The organism is Streptomyces sp. NPDC093544 (assembly GCF_040683495.1).
GTDB lineage: Bacteria > Actinomycetota > Actinomycetes > Streptomycetales > Streptomycetaceae > Streptomyces.
In genome coordinates this window covers 481442-497826 of the sequence record NZ_JBFBEA010000001.1, presented here as the reverse complement: position 1 = coordinate 497826, position 16385 = coordinate 481442, and the positions used below count along the sequence as shown (strand labels likewise).

16 protein-coding genes are annotated in these 16385 nt (G+C 71.4%); 11 read left to right on the top strand and 5 right to left on the bottom strand.

Annotated elements, in window-relative coordinates; translation table 11 throughout:
• Positions 1 to 915, bottom strand: coding sequence for a HipA family kinase (locus AB0N66_RS01975; RefSeq protein WP_365427083.1), 915 nt, complete (start codon positions 913 to 915; stop codon positions 1 to 3).
• Positions 916 to 956: 41 nt separating this feature from the next.
• On the bottom strand, positions 957 to 2537 hold the full coding sequence (locus tag AB0N66_RS01970; protein WP_365427080.1) for an IucA/IucC family protein: 1581 nt from the start codon (positions 2535 to 2537) through the stop codon (positions 957 to 959).
• Positions 2538 to 2678: 141 nt separating this feature from the next.
• Between AB0N66_RS01970 and AB0N66_RS01965 the strand changes: the two genes are divergently transcribed.
• Genes AB0N66_RS01965 through AB0N66_RS01955 form a run of 3 tightly spaced genes read left to right on the top strand, consistent with a single transcriptional unit; the run spans position 2679 to position 6398 of the window.
• Positions 2679 to 4256: an IucA/IucC family protein gene (locus AB0N66_RS01965; protein ID WP_365427077.1), complete on the top strand. Its 1578-nt coding sequence runs from the start codon at positions 2679 to 2681 to the stop codon at positions 4254 to 4256.
• 58 nt (positions 4257 to 4314) lie between these two features.
• Entirely contained in the window at positions 4315 to 5580 is a 1266-nt protein-coding gene (locus AB0N66_RS01960) for a VWA domain-containing protein (protein ID WP_365427074.1), read from the top strand.
• Complete coding sequence (locus AB0N66_RS01955; RefSeq protein WP_365427071.1) at positions 5580 to 6398, top strand: hypothetical protein; 819 nt, start codon at positions 5580 to 5582, stop codon at positions 6396 to 6398. The genes AB0N66_RS01960 and AB0N66_RS01955 overlap by 1 nt, the downstream gene beginning before the upstream one ends.
• Before the next feature lie 157 nt (positions 6399 to 6555).
• Here AB0N66_RS01955 and AB0N66_RS01950 read toward each other — a convergent pair whose 3' ends face one another.
• Complete coding sequence (locus AB0N66_RS01950) at positions 6556 to 7203, bottom strand: helix-turn-helix domain-containing protein (RefSeq protein WP_365427068.1); 648 nt, start codon at positions 7201 to 7203, stop codon at positions 6556 to 6558.
• Positions 7204 to 7288: 85 nt separating this feature from the next.
• On the opposite strand from AB0N66_RS01950, the gene AB0N66_RS01945 reads away from it, so the two are divergent.
• The 4 genes from AB0N66_RS01945 to AB0N66_RS01930 all read left to right on the top strand — a co-directional run bounded on the left by AB0N66_RS01945 (position 7289) and on the right by AB0N66_RS01930 (position 10416).
• Positions 7289 to 8497 carry a pyridoxal phosphate-dependent aminotransferase gene (locus AB0N66_RS01945; protein WP_365427066.1) on the top strand — a complete coding sequence of 403 codons (1209 nt, stop codon included), beginning with the start codon at positions 7289 to 7291 and terminating at the stop codon, positions 8495 to 8497.
• Between the two features lie 109 nt (positions 8498 to 8606).
• Positions 8607 to 9257 (top strand): histidine phosphatase family protein, encoded by a 651-nt coding sequence (locus AB0N66_RS01940; protein ID WP_365427063.1) that lies wholly within the window; start codon positions 8607 to 8609, stop codon positions 9255 to 9257.
• A gap of 22 nt (positions 9258 to 9279) precedes the next feature.
• Positions 9280 to 9918 (top strand): hypothetical protein, encoded by a 639-nt coding sequence (locus tag AB0N66_RS01935; protein ID WP_365427061.1) that lies wholly within the window; start codon positions 9280 to 9282, stop codon positions 9916 to 9918.
• Between the two features lie 75 nt (positions 9919 to 9993).
• Positions 9994 to 10416 (top strand): acyl-CoA thioesterase, encoded by a 423-nt coding sequence (locus AB0N66_RS01930; protein ID WP_365427058.1) that lies wholly within the window; start codon positions 9994 to 9996, stop codon positions 10414 to 10416.
• 40 nt (positions 10417 to 10456) lie between these two features.
• On the opposite strand, the gene AB0N66_RS01925 is transcribed toward AB0N66_RS01930, so the two are convergent.
• A complete protein-coding gene (locus AB0N66_RS01925) occupies positions 10457 to 11767 on the bottom strand; it encodes a HAMP domain-containing sensor histidine kinase (protein ID WP_365427055.1) in 1311 nt (436 codons plus the stop codon).
• A gap of 8 nt (positions 11768 to 11775) precedes the next feature.
• On the bottom strand, positions 11776 to 12432 hold the full coding sequence (locus tag AB0N66_RS01920) for a response regulator transcription factor (RefSeq protein ID WP_365427052.1): 657 nt from the start codon (positions 12430 to 12432) through the stop codon (positions 11776 to 11778).
• A gap of 199 nt (positions 12433 to 12631) precedes the next feature.
• Here AB0N66_RS01920 and AB0N66_RS01915 point away from each other — a divergent pair, with 199 nt between their 5' ends.
• From AB0N66_RS01915 to AB0N66_RS01900, 4 genes are read left to right on the top strand one after another with little or no spacing between them, the layout of a single operon-like run.
• Positions 12632 to 13156: a hypothetical protein gene (locus AB0N66_RS01915; protein WP_365427050.1), complete on the top strand. Its 525-nt coding sequence runs from the start codon at positions 12632 to 12634 to the stop codon at positions 13154 to 13156.
• Positions 13149 to 14450 (top strand): peptidoglycan-binding protein, encoded by a 1302-nt coding sequence (locus AB0N66_RS01910; RefSeq protein WP_365427047.1) that lies wholly within the window; start codon positions 13149 to 13151, stop codon positions 14448 to 14450. The genes AB0N66_RS01915 and AB0N66_RS01910 overlap by 8 nt, the downstream gene beginning before the upstream one ends.
• On the top strand, positions 14447 to 15145 hold the full coding sequence (locus AB0N66_RS01905; RefSeq protein WP_365427044.1) for an ABC transporter ATP-binding protein: 699 nt from the start codon (positions 14447 to 14449) through the stop codon (positions 15143 to 15145). Before AB0N66_RS01910 ends, AB0N66_RS01905 begins: the two co-directional genes overlap by 4 nt.
• Entirely contained in the window at positions 15142 to 16368 is a 1227-nt protein-coding gene (locus tag AB0N66_RS01900; protein WP_365427041.1) for an ABC transporter permease, read from the top strand. Before AB0N66_RS01905 ends, AB0N66_RS01900 begins: the two co-directional genes overlap by 4 nt.
• The last annotated feature ends 17 nt before the right edge of the window (positions 16369 to 16385 follow it).

The following is a 16385-nucleotide window of genomic DNA, read 5'->3' as shown; positions in this document are numbered from 1 at the left end:
TCATCCGAGATGCACCGACCAATCCTGCTCCGCGGCCGGTTCGCCGTGCAGGTCAGGGACCTGCTTGAGCCAGTTCGGACGGCCTCGCCGGGTTTTCGCCGCGCGGTCCACGTCCTGCGCGGCGAGTTGTTCCCTGGTGGGGAAGTCGGTGGGCAGCCACTGCGCGGAGGCCCGCACGCGGGCGACGAGATAGCGGACGTACGCCTCACGCGCCTCGTCGGGAGTCGCGAAACCCGGCTCGTCCGCGAGCCAGGCGTCGGGCACCTGAGACGTGATCCCGCGCAACAGCTCCTCGGTCACCAGGGGCGCGAGTGCGGCGTCCGCAGCGCGGGTGTCAGGGGTGTAGCCGCCGAGGGCGTGGCGTGTGAAGTCGTACGACTTCTCCGGCGCCGAGGTGTCCCAGCGGTGGTGGAAGACGAGGGCGGCGCCGTGGTCGATCAGCCACAGGCGTGCGGGCGCGATGCCGAGCGTGGGCCAGACCATCAGGTTCGAACTGTGCACCGTGCGGTCGACGTTGACCGTGAGGGCGTCCAGCCAGATCACCTTGCCCGCCTCCAGCGGGTCGACGGCGAACGTCCTGGCGATCTCCGGGGTGAAGTCCTTGGCGCCCGACAGATAGTCCATGCCGAGGTTGAGCCCGGCGCTGGCATGCAGCAGGTCCTGGACCTCGCGGTGGGGCTCGTGCGCGGCGACCGCCGGGTCGAAGTGCACCAGGACCAGCTCGGGGAACCGCAGTCCGAGGGCGCGCGCGAGCTCACCGACGATCACCTCGGCGACCAGGGCCTTGGTGCCCTGCGCGGATCCCGTGAACTTCACGACGTACGTCCCCAGGTCATCGGCCTCGACGACTCCGGGCACGGAACCGCCCGCCCTCAGCGGGGTCACGTATCGAACAGCAGTCACATCGCGCAGCACACTGGCCACTGTAAATCAGCCGGTCACCTGAGCCGTCGGGATTATTCGCCGGCCGGCGGATCCGCGACGTGCTGCGCGAGCGGATTCGGCAGCGGATTCGCGAGCGGATTCGGCAGCGGATTCGCGAGCGGATTCGGCAGCGGTACATAGCGGGCGTCCGCCCCGTCCGCGCCCGTCCAGCGCAGCAGGAGGTTCGTCTTGCCGGGGAGGGTGGGCGAGGAGAGCAGGTCAGCGACCTCGGGAAGGTCGTGCCGGGCCAGCTCGGTCCGTACCGCGGGCCAGGGATCCCAGCCCGGGTGCTCCTCCGCCAGCAGGGCGGCGACCTCGGTGATGTTGTTGACGACCAGGCAGTAGACCAGCCGCTCCCAACCGGCGGCCCGGTCCACGTCCGGCAGGAGCTTCACCCCCTCCGCGTCCCGGAAGAGCGCCTGCACGGGCGTGCCGCCCGCGTCCACCACCACCACCGTGTTCTGCAGGTGCGCCTCGACCACGACGCCGTGGCGCGCGAACACCTCCAGTACCGGGGGCACGACCTGGCGCAGATACGCCGCCCACCAGTCGGCGGGGTCGGTGAGCCGGTCGAGGGGACTGCCGTCGAAGCCTTCCGCCAGGGCGGCCGCGAGGAGCGGGGTCGCCCCGGGGACGACATGGGCGCGCAGTCCGTCGCGGACCATGACGGCGAGTTCCTCGAAGGCGAAGTCGGCGGTGCGGTAACCGCGGTCGCTCAGCCATGCGGCGGGGCCGGGGAGGGCCGCGAAGGCCGTGGCGGTCGCCTCGTCCGTACGGCGCAGTTTCAGCAGGTCGTGCCGCCACAGCCGGCGGATGTCGTTGGTGATGCGCACATCGAGGCTGAACTTGAGGAAGAGGTCGGCATCGTCGGGGGCGGGGTCGTACAACGTGCGGATCGCGGCCGTGGGCCAGAGCGGGTACGCGGTGCGGCCCAGTCGGACGAGCCGGCCGTCCGCGAAGGCGTCCCGGATCTCCGGGCGGGCGGCAACCAGGTCGAGCTGCCAGGGGTGGGCGGGGAGCATCCGGTAGCCGGGCGGCGGGTCCCCGAGGCTGTCGAGCGCTGTCGTATCACCCTCCTCGACGACCGCGTCCTCGCGCACCGCGAGCAGCTCCAGCGGGAAGCGGGCGTACGCCTCGGGCGCGTACGGCAGCCACCCGGTGACCGGGCCACCGCCGCGCGCCTTGGGGGCCGGGTGGTGCGGATGCCCGGTGATCAGGGACTGTTCGGAGCGCATATACGGGTCCGACGGCGGCGTGGCACGGGCCCGCGCGGCGAGGATCGCGGCGACCGCGTGCCTGCTGTCGGTCATCTCGGCGGGCAGCTCGGGGTTGGACAGACCGGTGTACGCGCGCAGTTCCTCGGCGGTGAGCTTGACGAGCTCGGCATGGGTGAGCCGGTGCCAGGCGTCGTCGGCGTACACCTCGGGGCGGGTCGGTCGGCGCGTGCCGCGGACCCTGATCAGGCGGCCACTGGCACGGAGCCGGTATGTGCCGGGGGTCCCGGCGGGCTCCCCCACCTCCCGCAGCAGACAATTGAGCAGCGGCGCCGCCGCATACTCGTCGGCGGCTTCTTCTCTGGCGTCCGTGTCGTCCGGGGGGAGCATGGGGGGCATGGGGGCCACGCGTTCCATTCGTTCCATACGGTGCTCTGGTGATCATTATGTGTGTCGTCGTCCGTCGTCGGCGACCGCGACGACAGACCCTCGTCGCGAGCGACCATGCGATGAACGTCCCCGTACCCAAGGAGCCGCACCGTGCACCGTCCCCCCACGCCCGAGGCCGATGCCGATGCCGAGGTCACGCTCGCGGACGAACTGAGTGTCGTACGGCCCGGCCTGTCGGCGTCGTACGCGGCCGCGCTGCCCGGCGCGCGGGCGGCCGTGCTGACCCGGTTGTGGCGTGCGCTGGCGTACGAGCCGATGCCCTGGGTCGCGCGCCGCGAGGCGGGGCGTGACGGTCTCACCCTGCGGCTGGCCGACGGCCGCCGGCTGCACGGCCCGCGCCCGGATCCGTACGCCACCGCCGCGTACGTCACCGAGGTGCGGCTCGACGGTACGTGGCATGACCGTCCGGACCGGCTCGTGACCGCCCTCGCCGTCCCGCACGCCGCCGCCTTCGCCGCCGAACTCGGCAACAGTGTCGCCTCGTTGGCCCTGTCCCGCGCCGGTCAGCCGCCCGCCGACCAGGAGCCGGTCGCAGGCTGGGAATGGGAGCAGCGGATCGTCGACGGTCACCCTTACCACCCCAACTGCCGTTCGCGGCCCGGGTTCTCGGCCGCGGAGCAGCTCGCGTACGGGCCGGAGCACCGGCCGCTGGTGGAGCTGGGGCTGGCGGCCTCCGACGACTGCCTCGTCACGGGTGAGTGGCCGAAGTGGCTGCGGGACGGGGAGCGTGTGCTGATCCCGGTCCACCCCTGGCAGGCGGCGCATGTGCTGGGCGGTGCGGGCCGGGCGGGGGTGGGCACAACGGACGGCTTGGGCAAGGGAGGCCTCAGCAACGGGGGTGTGCGGCAAGAGAGCTTCGCCGCACACCCGTTGATGTCGCTGCGCACCCTCGCCCTGCCGGACGGGCCGCACGTCAAGACGGCGCTGAGCGCCCGGCTGACCTCCTCCGTGCGGGACATCTCGGTGTACTCGATCGAGACGGCCGCGACGGTCTCGGCGTTCCTGGAGGCGATGGCGGAGCGTCCGGACGTACCGCTGCACATCACCCGGACCCTCGGCGCCGCAACCGCCAACAGCCCTGATCTGGCGGCGGTGTTGAGGGAGTCCCCGGACATGTACGCGAACCCCGGCGAGCGGGTCCTCCCGGTTGCCGCCCTCGCCACCACCGGGTTGCCCCGATCCCCTGTCTGGATGGCCGAGTTCACCCGGCTCGCCCTCACCGTCTGTCTGCACCTGCTCGACCTGGGCGTGGCTCTGGAGGCGCACGGCCAGAACCTCCTCGTGGTCCTCTCCCCCACGGGCACCCCCCTCCGGCTCGTCTACCGCGACCTGGCCGACATCCGGGTCAGCCCGGCCCGCCTGGCCCGCCACGGCATCCCGGTGCCGAACCTCGCGGGCCGCATCGTCACCGACGACGAGACCACGCTGCGCCGCAAGCTCTTCGGCGCCCTCGTCGGCGGCGCACTGGGGGCTACAGCGGGATCGACGGCCGCTCTGCGCGAGGCGTTGGAGACGGTCGTACCCGATCTGCCGCACACCCAGGACCTCGCGGCCCTCCGCAGCGAACCACTCCCCACCAAGGCGCTGACCTTGATGCGGCTGTCTCCGGAGACTCCAGGGGACAGCTGGGCGCAGCTCCCCAACCCGCTGGTGACGCCCCCGTCTTGAAGCCCGACCAAGAGGTCTCGTTTTGAAGCACGACACCTTTGGTCAATAGGATCCGCCGATGATCACAAGACAACGGCTGGCGACAGGGCTTTGTGCCCTGCTCGCCGCCCTGACGGCCGGAATCGCCTACCCGGCCGGCGCGGTCGCCGACGAAACGGCGGAGCAGGCCGCTCCCAAGGTCGACCTCGTACTGGACGTCAGCGGTTCGATGCGGGCCACGGACATCGACGGCAAGTCACGCATGGCCGCGGCGAAGCAGGCGTTCAACGAGGTGCTCGACGCGACGCCCGAGGAGGTCCAGCTCGGGATACGCACACTCGGCGCCAACTACCCCGGCGACAACCAGAAGACGGGATGCAAGGACACCGCACAGCTCTACCCGGTCGGCCCGCTGGACCGGACCGAGGCGAAGACCGCTGTCGCCACGCTCGTCCCCACCGGCTGGACCCCGATCGGGCCCGCGCTGCTCAAGGCGGCCGACGACCTCGACGGCGGCAACGGTTCGAAGCGCATCGTCCTCATCAGTGACGGCGAGGACACCTGCGCCCCCCTCGACCCGTGCGAGGTGGCCCGGGAGATCGCGGCCAAGGGGATCGGCCTCACCATCGACACGCTCGGCCTGGTGCCGAACACCAAGATGCGCGAGCAGCTGAGCTGCATCGCCGAGGCCACCGGCGGTACGTACACGTCGGTGGAGCACACCGACGAACTCACCGACAAGGTCAACCAGTTGGTGGACCGCGCCGCCGATCCGGTGGTGGTGCCGCAGGCCGTGGAGGGTGCCGAGTCGTGTGCCAAGGCGCCCACGATCGAGTCGGGGCTCTTCACCGACCGTGAGGAGTTCGCGCAGCACCGCTGGTACCGCGTGGACGTCGAGCCGGGTCAGGAGCTGCGCGCCTCGGTGAGCGTCGCGGCGGACCGCGAAGTCAACCCGGACTACGGGGTGTTGCTGCGGGCCGTCACCCTGAGCGGACGGGAGATCGTCCGCGGTGAGGCGGCCGGCACCGGCCGGACCGATGTCATCTCGACCGGTCTGCGCTATCCGAAGGCGGAGAGCGACGACGAGGACGCCACCGCCGAGACGGTGTGCCTCCAAGTCGCCAACTCCTTCTCGGCCGCCGCGGGTGTGAAGACCACGCCCGGACTGCCGCTGGAGCTGACGGTCGATGTCGTCGACGCGCCGGACCAGGCCTCCGACGTGGCCTCGTTCGGCCTCGGTCGCGGCTGGTGGCTGCTCGGCGCGCTCGTGCTCACCGGCTTCCTCGCGGGTGTGCTGTGGGGCTGGATCTCGCGCCTGCGGGTCGCCGTATGGAGGACCAACTGATGCGTATCCGACGAGTGTTGACCGCCACCCTGCTCCTCATCGGGGTGGCCTCGGCCCCTGCCGTCGCCGACTCCTCGCCCTCGGCGAGCCCGTCCGACGACAGCGCCGCACCCACCCAGGCCGGTACGTCGTTCCGTACGGCGACCGAGATCGAGCAGGGTCAGCAGGCCACCGCGAGCGGGTCCACGAGTGACTACCTGTACTGGTCGTTCCCCGCGGACGCCGGTCAGCGGCCCACCGTGAAGGCGACGGTGCGGCTGCCCGAGGGCTCGGCGCGGACCGCCGCGCAGACCTGGCAGCTCGACGTGTACGACGGGCTGCGGCGCCGCCAGGCGTGCCAGTACGGGGCGCAGACGCGGACGGCGGCGCAGGACGCGGCCTCCGTGGACCTGTCCTGCACCCTGCGCAACGTCCGTGCCTGGTCGGAGACTTGGGCCGATGACCCACTGCCGGGCACGTACTACATCCGGCTGACCGCCACCGGGCTGCAGGCCGCCGACCTGGGCCTGCCGCTCAGCGCAGAGGTCCAGGTGGACTCCAAGGACATCGGCGGGGCGGCGGCGGTTGACGGTGCACTCGCGCAGCCGCTGGTGCCGGGGATCGCGATCACCGCCAAGTCGTCGGACGATGACTCCGAGGACTCGACCACGGCCACGCTGTCGTCTCTGGAGCCCGATGACGGCTGGGCCTCCGGGTGGTGGTCCGACCGCTGGGTGTGGACCGCGTTCGGTGGCGTGCTCGCTGCGCTGGCGGGCATTGGCGGGTACGCGCTGACGCGGGGGTCGGGGCGGCCGTCCCGGGTGCCACGGGGCGTCTGACCTGTAGTGGGACGGGGGCCCGCCGCACTCCCGGTGGAGGTGGGGCGGGCCCTGGCGCGTGGTGCGGCAGGGGATGTTTTTCGCCCCTCCGCCCCTGCCCGTCCCGTACCTGGGGGCTGCGCCCCCGACCCCCCTTGTCGCGCTGACGCGCTCGTCCTCAAACGCCGGACGGGCTGAAAGATCCCTCCCGCAACCCCTTCGCCAGCGTCCCCTCCCCCACCACCCCGACCCGCCCCTCCCGCACCGCGTCCAGCAAGGTCAAGTCCCCCCGGCTCACGGCCTCGCAGGTACCCGTGTCGAGGGACAGCCGGACGTCCGGCTCCTCCCGTGCGGGCCCGTCCCCGTACACGGCCCCGTCCTCGGCCCCCAGCCACACATGGAAGTCCCCCTCGTCCAGGCGGACTTCCACCAGCCCCTCGCCCTCCAGCCCCCGCAGCAGCGGCAACGCGAACCAGTGCGCCCGTACGGCATCCGTGGCCCGCCGCTCGCCCAGCTCGGCGGCACCCCAGTCCCCGAGCGCCTGCAGAACGGGCAGCAAGTCCCTTCCACGCGAGGTGAGTTCGTACACGTACGCCGCACCGGGCGGCGGAAGGCGCCGCCGGGTCGTCAGCCCGTCACGCTCCATGTCCTTGAGCCGGGACGCGAGGACGTCCGTGCTCACGCCGGGCAGGTCCGCGTGCAGGTCCGTGTAGCGGCGCGGCCCACCGAGGAGTTCGCGGACGATCAGGAGGGTCCAGCGGTCCCCGACGGCGTCGAGCGCCCGGGCGGCGGAACAGTACTGGTCGTAGCTACGGCGAGGTGACATGCGACGCAGTCTAGACATGTTGTTGGACTTTCCAAGCGGCTACTTGGTAAAACCAAGCATCACAACGAACCGGAGGGCACAGCGCATGGAGTTCCGGCAGTCGAGCAAACTCAGCGAGGTCTGTTACGAGATCCGGGGCCCGGTGATCGAGCACGCCGACGCACTGGAGGCGGCGGGCCACAGCGTGCTGCGCCTCAACACCGGCAACCCCGCGCTCTTCGGTTTCGAGGCGCCGGACGAGATCCTCCAGGACATGATCCGGATGCTCCCCCAGGCACACGGCTACACGGATTCCCGCGGCATCCTCTCCGCCCGCCGCGCGGTGGCCCAGCGCTACCAGGACCGTGGCCTGGAGGTCGGCGTCGACGACGTCTTCCTCGGCAACGGCGTCTCCGAACTCGTCTCGATGGCGGTCCAGGCGCTCATCGAGGACGGCGACGAAGTCCTCATCCCCGCCCCGGACTTCCCTCTCTGGACGGCGGTGACCACGCTCGCCGGCGGCAAGGCCGTGCACTACCTCTGCGACGAACAGTCCGACTGGTACCCGGACCTGGCCGACATGGCCGCGAAGATCACCGACCGGACGCGCGCCGTCCTCATCATCAACCCCAACAACCCGACAGGCGCGGTATACCCCAAGGAGATCATCGAGGGCATCCTCGACCTCGCCCGCCGCCACGGCCTGATGGTGTTCGCCGACGAGATCTACGACCAGATCCTGTACGACGACGCTGTGCACCACTCGGCCGCCGCACTCGCCCCCGACCTGGTCGTCCTCACCTTCTGCGGCCTCTCGAAGACCTACCGCGTCGCCGGATTCCGCTCCGGCTGGCTGGTCGTCACCGGCCCCAAGCAGCACGCGCGCAGCTATCTGGAGGGCCTGACGATGCTCGCCTCCATGCGGCTGTGCGCCAACGCGCCCGCCCAGTACGCCATTCAGGCCGCGCTCGGCGGCCACCAGTCCATCCACGAACTGACCGCCCCCGGTGGCCGGCTCCACGAACAGCGCAACCGCGCCTGGGAGAAGCTCAACGAGATCCCCGGCGTCTCGTGCGTGAAACCGAAGGGCGCCCTGTACGCCTTCCCGCGCATCGACCCCGAGGTCCACAAGATCTACGACGACGAGAAGTTCGTCCTCGACCTCCTCCTCCGCGAGAAGATCCAGGTCGTCCAGGGCACCGGCTTCAACTGGCCCCGCCCCGACCACTTCCGCATCCTCACCCTCCCCTACGCCGACGACCTCGACGCGGCGATCAGCCGGATCGGGCGGTTCCTGAGCGGGTACCGGCAGTAGCGGGTACCCGCCGTAGGGCCGACCGGCGCAGCCGGTGCTGCGAGCGCCGCCGGCCGGTGTCACCGTACGAAGGACAGTTGCGTGCGAAGGGACAGAAAGGGTTTCGGCGATGGGTGACCTTCTCCTCGTACGGCACGGTGAGACCGAGTGGTCGTTGTCCGGGCGGCATACGGGGTCGACCGACGTCCCGCTGACCGAGAACGGTCGGGATCAGGCGCGCAGGCTCACTCCGCTGATCGCCCGGCACCACATCGCGGCGGCGTTCGTCAGCCCGATGCAGCGGGCCCAGGAGACGGCACGGCTGGCCGGGATCGGCGGGGCACGGGTGGACGCGGATCTTTCCGAGTGGGACTACGGCGGGTACGAGGGGGTCACGACCGTCGAGATCCACCGGAGCAGACCCGACTGGTTCCTGTTCACGGACGGGGTCACACCCGGGCCGCCCGAGCACCCCGGGGAGAGCCCGGACGAGGTCGGGGCGCGCGCGGAGCGGATGCTGGCCAAGATCGACGCGGCGCTCGCCGAGGCGGAGGGCAATGTGGTGGTCGTGTCGCACGGGCACTTCCTGCGGGTGCTGACCGCGCGGCGGCTTGGGCTGCCCGCCGGGGACGGCGCCCTGTTCCAGCTCGCCACCGGGACGATGAGCCGGCTGAGCACGGAGCACCGGCGGCATGTGGTGGCCCGCTGGAATGTCAGACCCGACTCGTACTGTTCTCATGAGCCGCTCTCCCCGGCGGGACGGGGGCCCGAGGAGCACTGACCGACCCTGGAGGGAGCGCGCCGTGACACGACCGCCGTCCGCCGCACAGCGGCGTGTCATCGACGCCGCCGACCCCGTGACCGGACGACTGAGGGGTACGGAGACCCAGCTCGCCGCACTGGTGAAGCGCGGGCTCGCCTTCCGGCATCCCAGGCCGCCGCGCGACCACTTCCTGACGCCTGCCGGGCATCGCATACGTGAGGCTCCCGAGCCCGAACCGGTCATGGTCACGCAGACGTACGCGCCCACCGGCTCGGGGGTGTTTGCCGCGCGGATCGGCGGCGAGGCGGCGGCCGGCACCGGGCCCGCCCGCGTACGTGAGGTGCACAGCGCCTGGCAGGGGCTGCTGGAGATGCGCCGGATGACCAATCCGGACGGCGCCACGGACCGTCCCTGCGGATGGGAGCGGACGCATCTGGTGCAGGCCGCGGCGCTCGCCCTGGAGGCGGCGGGCCACCGCCCCGCGGACGCGGATGCAGCGAGCGCCGGCTATCGGGTGCGCGCGACACCGCAGCCGGAGGCCGTCGCCGTGCGCGAGCCGGACCCGGAGTCGCTGCGTGCCTGTGCGGCCACCCTGGAGAAGGCGGGCTGGCAGGTCGGCGAGCACACGGAGCCGCGCACTGGGTCCCGGTATGTACTGGCTTCGCCTCGGCGCGTGTGAGGAGGACGGAATGGCTTGCTGTAGAAGGGAGTTGGACCGATTGGATCAGACCTGACCGTCGTTGAAGGGGAAGTCGTGGCAGAGCTGTTTTCCGTCCCAGTGACCGTCCGCGGGTACGAGACCGACGTGCAGGGACACCTCAACCAGAGCGTCTATCTGCAGTACGCCGAACACGCCCGCTGGTCGCTGCTGCACGCTGCCGGGATCAGCCAGACGGAGCTGATGGGCAAGGGCGTGGGCCCGGTGGTCCTGGAGACGAACATCCGCTATCTGCGAGAGCTGCGCGCGGGCGACGATGTCGAGGTGACGTGCGGCTTTGCCTGGGGGGACGGGAAGACCTTCCGGGTCGAGCAGACGATACGCAGGACGGACGGCACGGTTTCCGCCGAACTGACCAGCGTCGGAGGGCTGCTGGACCTCAAGGAACGCAGGCTGGTCGCGGATCCGCGCGAGTACTTCCGTGCGCTGGCGACCGACCCACCGAGGTTCGGCCTCTGACACCGGCTGGGCCTACGGCCCGAAGGGCGTCGCGTCGGCGTCATGGGCATGCGTCCTGCGGGCACCCGGGCAGTGTCACCGTCACCGTCAGGCCTCCGTCCTCGCGTGGGCGGGCCAAGGCCTCTCCGCCGTGGGCTCGGGCGATGGAGCGGACGATGGACAGGCCGAGACCGGCGCCCTTCGAGGTGACCACGCGGTCGACGCCGAGGCGGCGGAAGGGCTCGAAGAGGGCGGGGAGTTCGTACGGAGGCACGGCGGGACCGGAGTTGGTGACCTCCACCTCCGCCCGGCCTTCGTCGTTCGTACGGCTGACCACCTGGACCCAGCCCCCGTCGCCGGTGTTGTGCCGGATGCCGTTCTCCACCAGGTTGTGGACGAGGCGTTCGAGGAGCAGCGCGTCACCGAGTACGAGCGCCTCCTCGGCCTTGTCCTGGACGGTGACTCCGACGCGTTCCGCCTCCGCCGTGATCTGGTCCGTCACATGGGTCACCACGTCGGCGAGGTCGACGGGCAGCCGTTCGGCGATCTCGTTCTCCGAGCGGGCCAGGAGCAGCAGGCCGGTGATCAGCCGCTCGTGCCGGGTGTTGATCTCCAGCAGGTTCTCGCCGAGTTGCCGGACGTCCTCGGAGGCCGTCTTGCGATGCATGGCCACCTCGACGAGTGCGCGGCCCAGCGTCAGCGGGGTCCGCAGTTCGTGGGAGGCGTTGGCGACGAAGCGGCGCTGGCCGTCGAAGGAGCGGTCGAGCCGCTCGACCATGGTGTCGAAGGTGTCGGCGAGATCCTTGACCTCGTCGTCGGGGCCGCGCAGCGCGATGCGCTCATGCAGGCCCCGGTCGGCGGCGGGCGAGCTGGCGATGCGGTGCGCGGTGTCCGTGACCCGGTGCAGCGGTGCCAGCACGCGCCCCGCGATCAGCCAGCCGAACCCGGCCGCGACGCCGCCGACAGCGAGCAGCGCGAGGCCTCCTTGGGTGAGCAGTGAGTTGGTGGCGACGTCCCGGAGCCGGTTGCGCTCTACGCCCATCCAGTTCTCAAGGTCGTCGAAGTCCGAAGGAGGTACCGCGCCCCCGTCGGAGACCAGTGTCCGATCGCTGTGCGGTTCGCCGCTCGGCTCGGCGGAGGGCGTGCCGCTGTCCGCCCGCGACTCGGAGACCAACCGCGGCCCTGAGCGGTCGAGCTGCTGGGTGAGCAGGGCGTAGGTGACACCGAGCAGGAGCACACCGCCCGCGAAGAAGAGGCCGCCGTAGATCATGGTGAGGCGGGTGCGCAGGGTGATCCTGCGCGGAAGCAACCGGCGGGGCCACTGGGTGCGTACCCTCGGCCGCGGCTCGGCCCCGCTCACCGGATGTCTCACGGAATCGCTCACAGGATCCGGTACCCCACTCCCGTGACGGTCTCCACGACGGCCGGGTCCCCGAGCTTGCGGCGCAGCTTCAGCACCGCGAGACGGACAGCCCCGGTGAACGGGTCGGCGTGCTCGTCCCACGCCTTCTCCAGGAGCTGCTCGGCGGAGACCGCGGCCCCCTCGGCGCGCAGTAGTTCGGCCAGCACGGCGAACTCCTTCTTCGACAGGGGGACGTAACGGCTGCCGCGGAACACCTCACCCCGGGCCGGGTCCAGGGTGAGCCCCGCGCGACGCAGCACAGGAGGCGCGGCGGGACGCGATCGCCGCCCCAACGCCAGCACACGGGCGGTGAGTTCGGGGAAGGCGAAGGGTTTGACGAGGTAGTCGTCGGCGCCCAGACCGAGGCCGTGGACGCGGTCGGTGACCTCGGCGGCCGCCGTGAGCATCAGCACCCGTGCGCTCGATTCGGAGGCGACCAGCTCCCGGCACACGTCGTCGCCGTGCACGAGCGGCAGATCGCGGTCGAGGACGACCACGTCATAGTCGACGACCGTCGCACGCTCCAGTGCCGCCGCTCCGTCGTACGCCGTGTCGACCGCGTGGGCATGGCCGCGCAGCCACTCCGCGATCGCGTCGGCGAGCATCGGTTCGTCCTCGACCACCAGTACCCGCATCCGGTCACACCTCTCTGTGGGCGGAGCGCTCCGCAGAGCAAGGGTGCCGGGTGTCGCGTTTCCTTTCTGTTAGTGATCGTCGGCAGGCCGCACCTCGGGCACTCAAGTGCCGTGGAAACGCTGGAGAAACACCCGGTCCTGTTCCCTCCTGGCCAGTGGCCGGAGAACTCCTCCGGTCAGAACATGAGGAGACAACGCGATGCGGAAGCGGACCCGCGGCACACTCGCCGCCCTCCCGCCGGCACTCGCCCTCGCGCTTGCCCTGTCCCTTTCGGGATGTGGTTCCGGCGACGACACGGTGGAAACCGATGCGGCGGCGAGCAAGAGCGCGCAGGACGACCAAGGGATGAAGTTCGCGCAGTGTCTGCGCGAGCACGGCGTGGACGTGGAGGATCCGGAGCCCGGCAAGGGCCTCCGGATCACCGGTCAGCTGCCCAAGGGCGAGGTCGACAAGGCGATGGAGGCCTGCCGCAAGTACGACCCCATGCAGAACGGGGACGCCAGTGCCGACCCCGAGGCGGAGGAGCGGGTACGCAAGCTCGCCCAGTGCATGCGCGACAACGGGGTGGAGGACTTCCCCGACCCCGAGCCCGGCAGCGCGGGCCTTCAGATCAATCAGGACATCGCCGAGGACCCCGACTTCGACAAGGCCCAGAAGACGTGCGACAAGTACGCCCCTGAAGGCGGCGAAGGTCCGTCCAACGACAAGGCCGGCGATGAGTGAGGCGGCGATCGTGCCCGACGACACTTCTCCCGAACACACACCCTCTGAATCCCCGCCCGAGCGGGCGCTGCCTGAAGTCCGGTCCGAACAGGGCCCGCGCGAGCGAGCGCTGCCTGAAGTCCGTTCCGAGCAGGCGCATTCCGAAACCCCGCCCGAGTACACACAACCCGAAACCGGGTTCTCCCCCTCGGAACCGACCGAACCGATGCGTCGCCGGCGCCACAAGCGCCGCCGCCGCAACGCCGTCATCGCCGTGGGCGTCCTCGCCGCGGTCGGCGGAGTGGCGGCCGCCGGGCTCGGTCTGGCCGGACGTGACGGATCCGGCGCCGCGTCCGCCTCGCAACTCCCCCCGGCCAGCGCCGACGTGACCCGCCAGACCCTCAAGGACAGCCAGTCCGAGGACGGTGAACTCGGCTACGGAACGGCAACCGCCGCGACCGGCCGCGTCGCCGGCACCGTCACCGAACTCCCGGAAGCGGGCGAGAAGATCAGCCGGGGCAGGACGTTGTACGAGGTCGACGACAAGCCCGTAACCCTGATGTACGGCGGGACTCCCGCGTACCGCGACCTGAAGCCCGGCGTCGAGGGCGCGGACGTCGAGGCGCTGGAGCGGAACCTCGACGCGCTCGGCTACTCGGGCTTCACGGTCGACGACGAGTACACCGACGCGACCGCCGACGCGGTGCAGGAGTGGCAGGAGGACCGGGGCCTGGACGAGACCGGCGCAGTCGAGCTGGGCCGGGTGGTGTTCGCGCCGGGCGCCGTGCGCGTGGACGCGGTGGACGCCGAGGAGGGCGCCACCACGGGCCCGGGCCAGAAGGTGCTGTCGTACACCGGCACCACCCAGGTCGTCACGCTCGAACTCGACACCGCCGACCGGCGGTTGGCGGAGAAGGGCACAAAGGTCGCCGTCGAGCTGCCGGACGGTACGAGCATCGAGGGCCGGATCGAGGACGTCTCCACCGAGATCGATCCCGGCGACGACGGGCAGCAGGATCCGACGACCAAGGTGAAGGTGACCGTCGCACTGGACGGCGCCAAGGCGCAGAAAGCGGCCGCGTCCTACGTACTGGCCGCCGTCGACGTCTTCTTCACGGCGGGCGAGCGCAAAGACGTCCTCACCGTTCCGATCGCCGCGCTCGTCGTGCTTCCGGACGGCGGTTTCGGCGTCGAGGTCGTACAGGGGTCGACCACGGCGTACGTGGCTGTCGAGACGGGGCTGTTCGCGAACGGGCGGGTGGAGATCACCGGCGAGGGCATTGCCGAGGGTACGAAGGTGGGGATGCCCGCATGATCTCGCTGACCGATGTCACCAAGGTCTACCCGGGCGGCGTCACCGCGCTGGCCGGGGTGTCCCTGACGATCGCGCGCGGTGAACTCGTCGCCATCGTGGGCCCGTCGGGCTCCGGAAAGTCGACCATGCTGCATATGCTCGGCACGCTCGACCGGCCCTCGTCGGGCAGTGTGCGGGTCGAGGGGTACGACGCGGGCGCGCTGTCGGACGCGCGGCTGTCGGCGCTGCGGGCGCGCCGGATCGGTTTCGTCTTCCAGCGCTTCCATCTGGCGGGCGGGACAACGGCGTTGGAGAACGTGGCCGACGGTCTGCTCTACTCCGGGCTGCGGCCGGCCGAGCGCCGCCGTCGCGCGGCGCAGGCGCTGCGCCGGGTGGGCCTGGGGCACCGAATGCACCACGAGCCGCAGGAGTTGTCCGGCGGCGAGCGCCAGCGGGTCGCCGTGGCCCGCGCGGTCTCCGGGGATCCTCCGCTACTGCTCGCCGACGAGCCGACGGGGGCGCTGGACTCTGTGTCGGGCCTGGGGGTGATGCGGCTGCTGCGCGAACTGCATGCCACCGGGACCACGGTCGTGATCATCACCCATGACCGGGAGATCGCCGACTCGCTGCCACGGCGGGTGCGGATGCGGGACGGCCGGGTGGTCGAGGACTCGGCCCATGCGGCCCGCGACGTGGTGCGGGAGGCGGTCCGATGACCACGGACGCACCGCCCCTGACTCCGGATGTACTGCGCCCCGCCCACCTCGGCCCCGGCGACGTCGTCAGAGTAGGCGCCGTCGGCCTGCGTACCCGGCCGCTGCGGGCCTTCCTCTCGGCGCTCGGTATCGCTATCGGCATCGCGGCGATGGTCGCCGTCGTCGGCATCTCGTCCTCGTCCCGCGCCGATCTCGACCGTGCGCTGGCGGCCCTCGGCACCAATCTGCTCACGGTGTCACCGGGCTCCACCCTGACCGGCGGGGACGCGGAACTCCCCTCCACCGCCGAGGACATGGTGTCCCGCATCGACGGCGTGGAGTCCGTGTCGGCGATCGGCAGGGCCGAGGACGCGAAGGTCTACCGCACCGACCGGATTCCCGAGGCGCAGACGAACGGCATCGCGGTGTACGCGGCCCGCACGTCTCTACGGGCCACGATCGGCGCCGAGTTGGCGAGCGGAACCTGGCTGAACGGGGGCACGGGCCGCTACCCGGCGACGGTGCTCGGCGCGAAGGCCGCCCAGCGGCTCGGGATCGGGCACGCGAGTGCGGACACGCAGGTGCTGGTCGGCGGCACCTGGTTCACGGTGGTCGGCATTCTCCAGCCGTCGCAGCTGACACCGGAGTTGGACACGGCGACGCTGGTCGGCTGGCCCGTGGCCGAGTCGGAGCTGGCGTTCGACGGGCATGCCACCACGGTCTACACCCGCTCGGCCGACGCGTCCGTGGCGACGGTCCGCTCGGCCCTGGGCGCCACCGCCAACCCCGAGGCACCGAGCGAGGTCCAGGTCTCCCGACCCTCGGACGCGCTGGCCGCCAAGCAGGCCGCGGGTGAGGCGTTCACCGGGCTGCTGCTCGGTCTGGGCGCGGTCGCCCTGCTCGTCGGCGGGGTGGGGGTGGCGAACACGATGGTCATCTCGGTCCTTGAGCGCCGGGCGGAGATCGGGCTGCGCCGCTCGCTGGGCGCGACGCGGGGACAGATCCGTACGCAGTTCCTGGCCGAGTCCCTGCTGCTGTCCGCCCTCGGCGGCGCGGCGGGCGCCCTGCTGGGCCTGACCGTCACCGCCGGATACGCCCTCTACCAGGGCTGGCCGACCGTCGTACCGCCCTGGTCGCTGGCCGGTGGCGTCGCGGCCACCCTGGTGATCGGCGGACTGGCCGGCCTCTACCCGGCGGTCCGGGCGTCGCGGCTGTCCCCGACGGAGGCGCTCGCGACGCCGTGAGAACAAATCGCCGGGTC

Bases quoted from the DNA above. Each gene is read 5' to 3' on its own strand.
- AB0N66_RS01955 (WP_365427071.1), top strand. From the start codon at position 5,580: ATGCGTATCCGACGAGTGTTGACCGCCACCCTGCTCCTCATCGGGGTG.
- AB0N66_RS01915 (WP_365427050.1), top strand. From the start codon at position 12,632: ATGCGGAAGCGGACCCGCGGCACACTCGCCGCCCTCCCGCCGGCACTC.
- AB0N66_RS01910 (WP_365427047.1), top strand. From the start codon at position 13,149: ATGAGTGAGGCGGCGATCGTGCCCGACGACACTTCTCCCGAACACACA.
- AB0N66_RS01920 (WP_365427052.1), bottom strand. From the start codon at position 12,432: ATGCGGGTACTGGTGGTCGAGGACGAACCGATGCTCGCCGACGCGATC.
- AB0N66_RS01950 (WP_365427068.1), bottom strand. From the start codon at position 7,203: ATGTCACCTCGCCGTAGCTACGACCAGTACTGTTCCGCCGCCCGGGCG.
- AB0N66_RS01900 (WP_365427041.1), top strand. From the start codon at position 15,142: ATGACCACGGACGCACCGCCCCTGACTCCGGATGTACTGCGCCCCGCC.
- AB0N66_RS01940 (WP_365427063.1), top strand. From the start codon at position 8,607: ATGGGTGACCTTCTCCTCGTACGGCACGGTGAGACCGAGTGGTCGTTG.
- AB0N66_RS01945 (WP_365427066.1), top strand. From the start codon at position 7,289: ATGGAGTTCCGGCAGTCGAGCAAACTCAGCGAGGTCTGTTACGAGATC.
- AB0N66_RS01970 (WP_365427080.1), bottom strand. From the start codon at position 2,537: ATGCCCCCCATGCTCCCCCCGGACGACACGGACGCCAGAGAAGAAGCC.
- AB0N66_RS01960 (WP_365427074.1), top strand. From the start codon at position 4,315: ATGATCACAAGACAACGGCTGGCGACAGGGCTTTGTGCCCTGCTCGCC.
- AB0N66_RS01905 (WP_365427044.1), top strand. From the start codon at position 14,447: ATGATCTCGCTGACCGATGTCACCAAGGTCTACCCGGGCGGCGTCACC.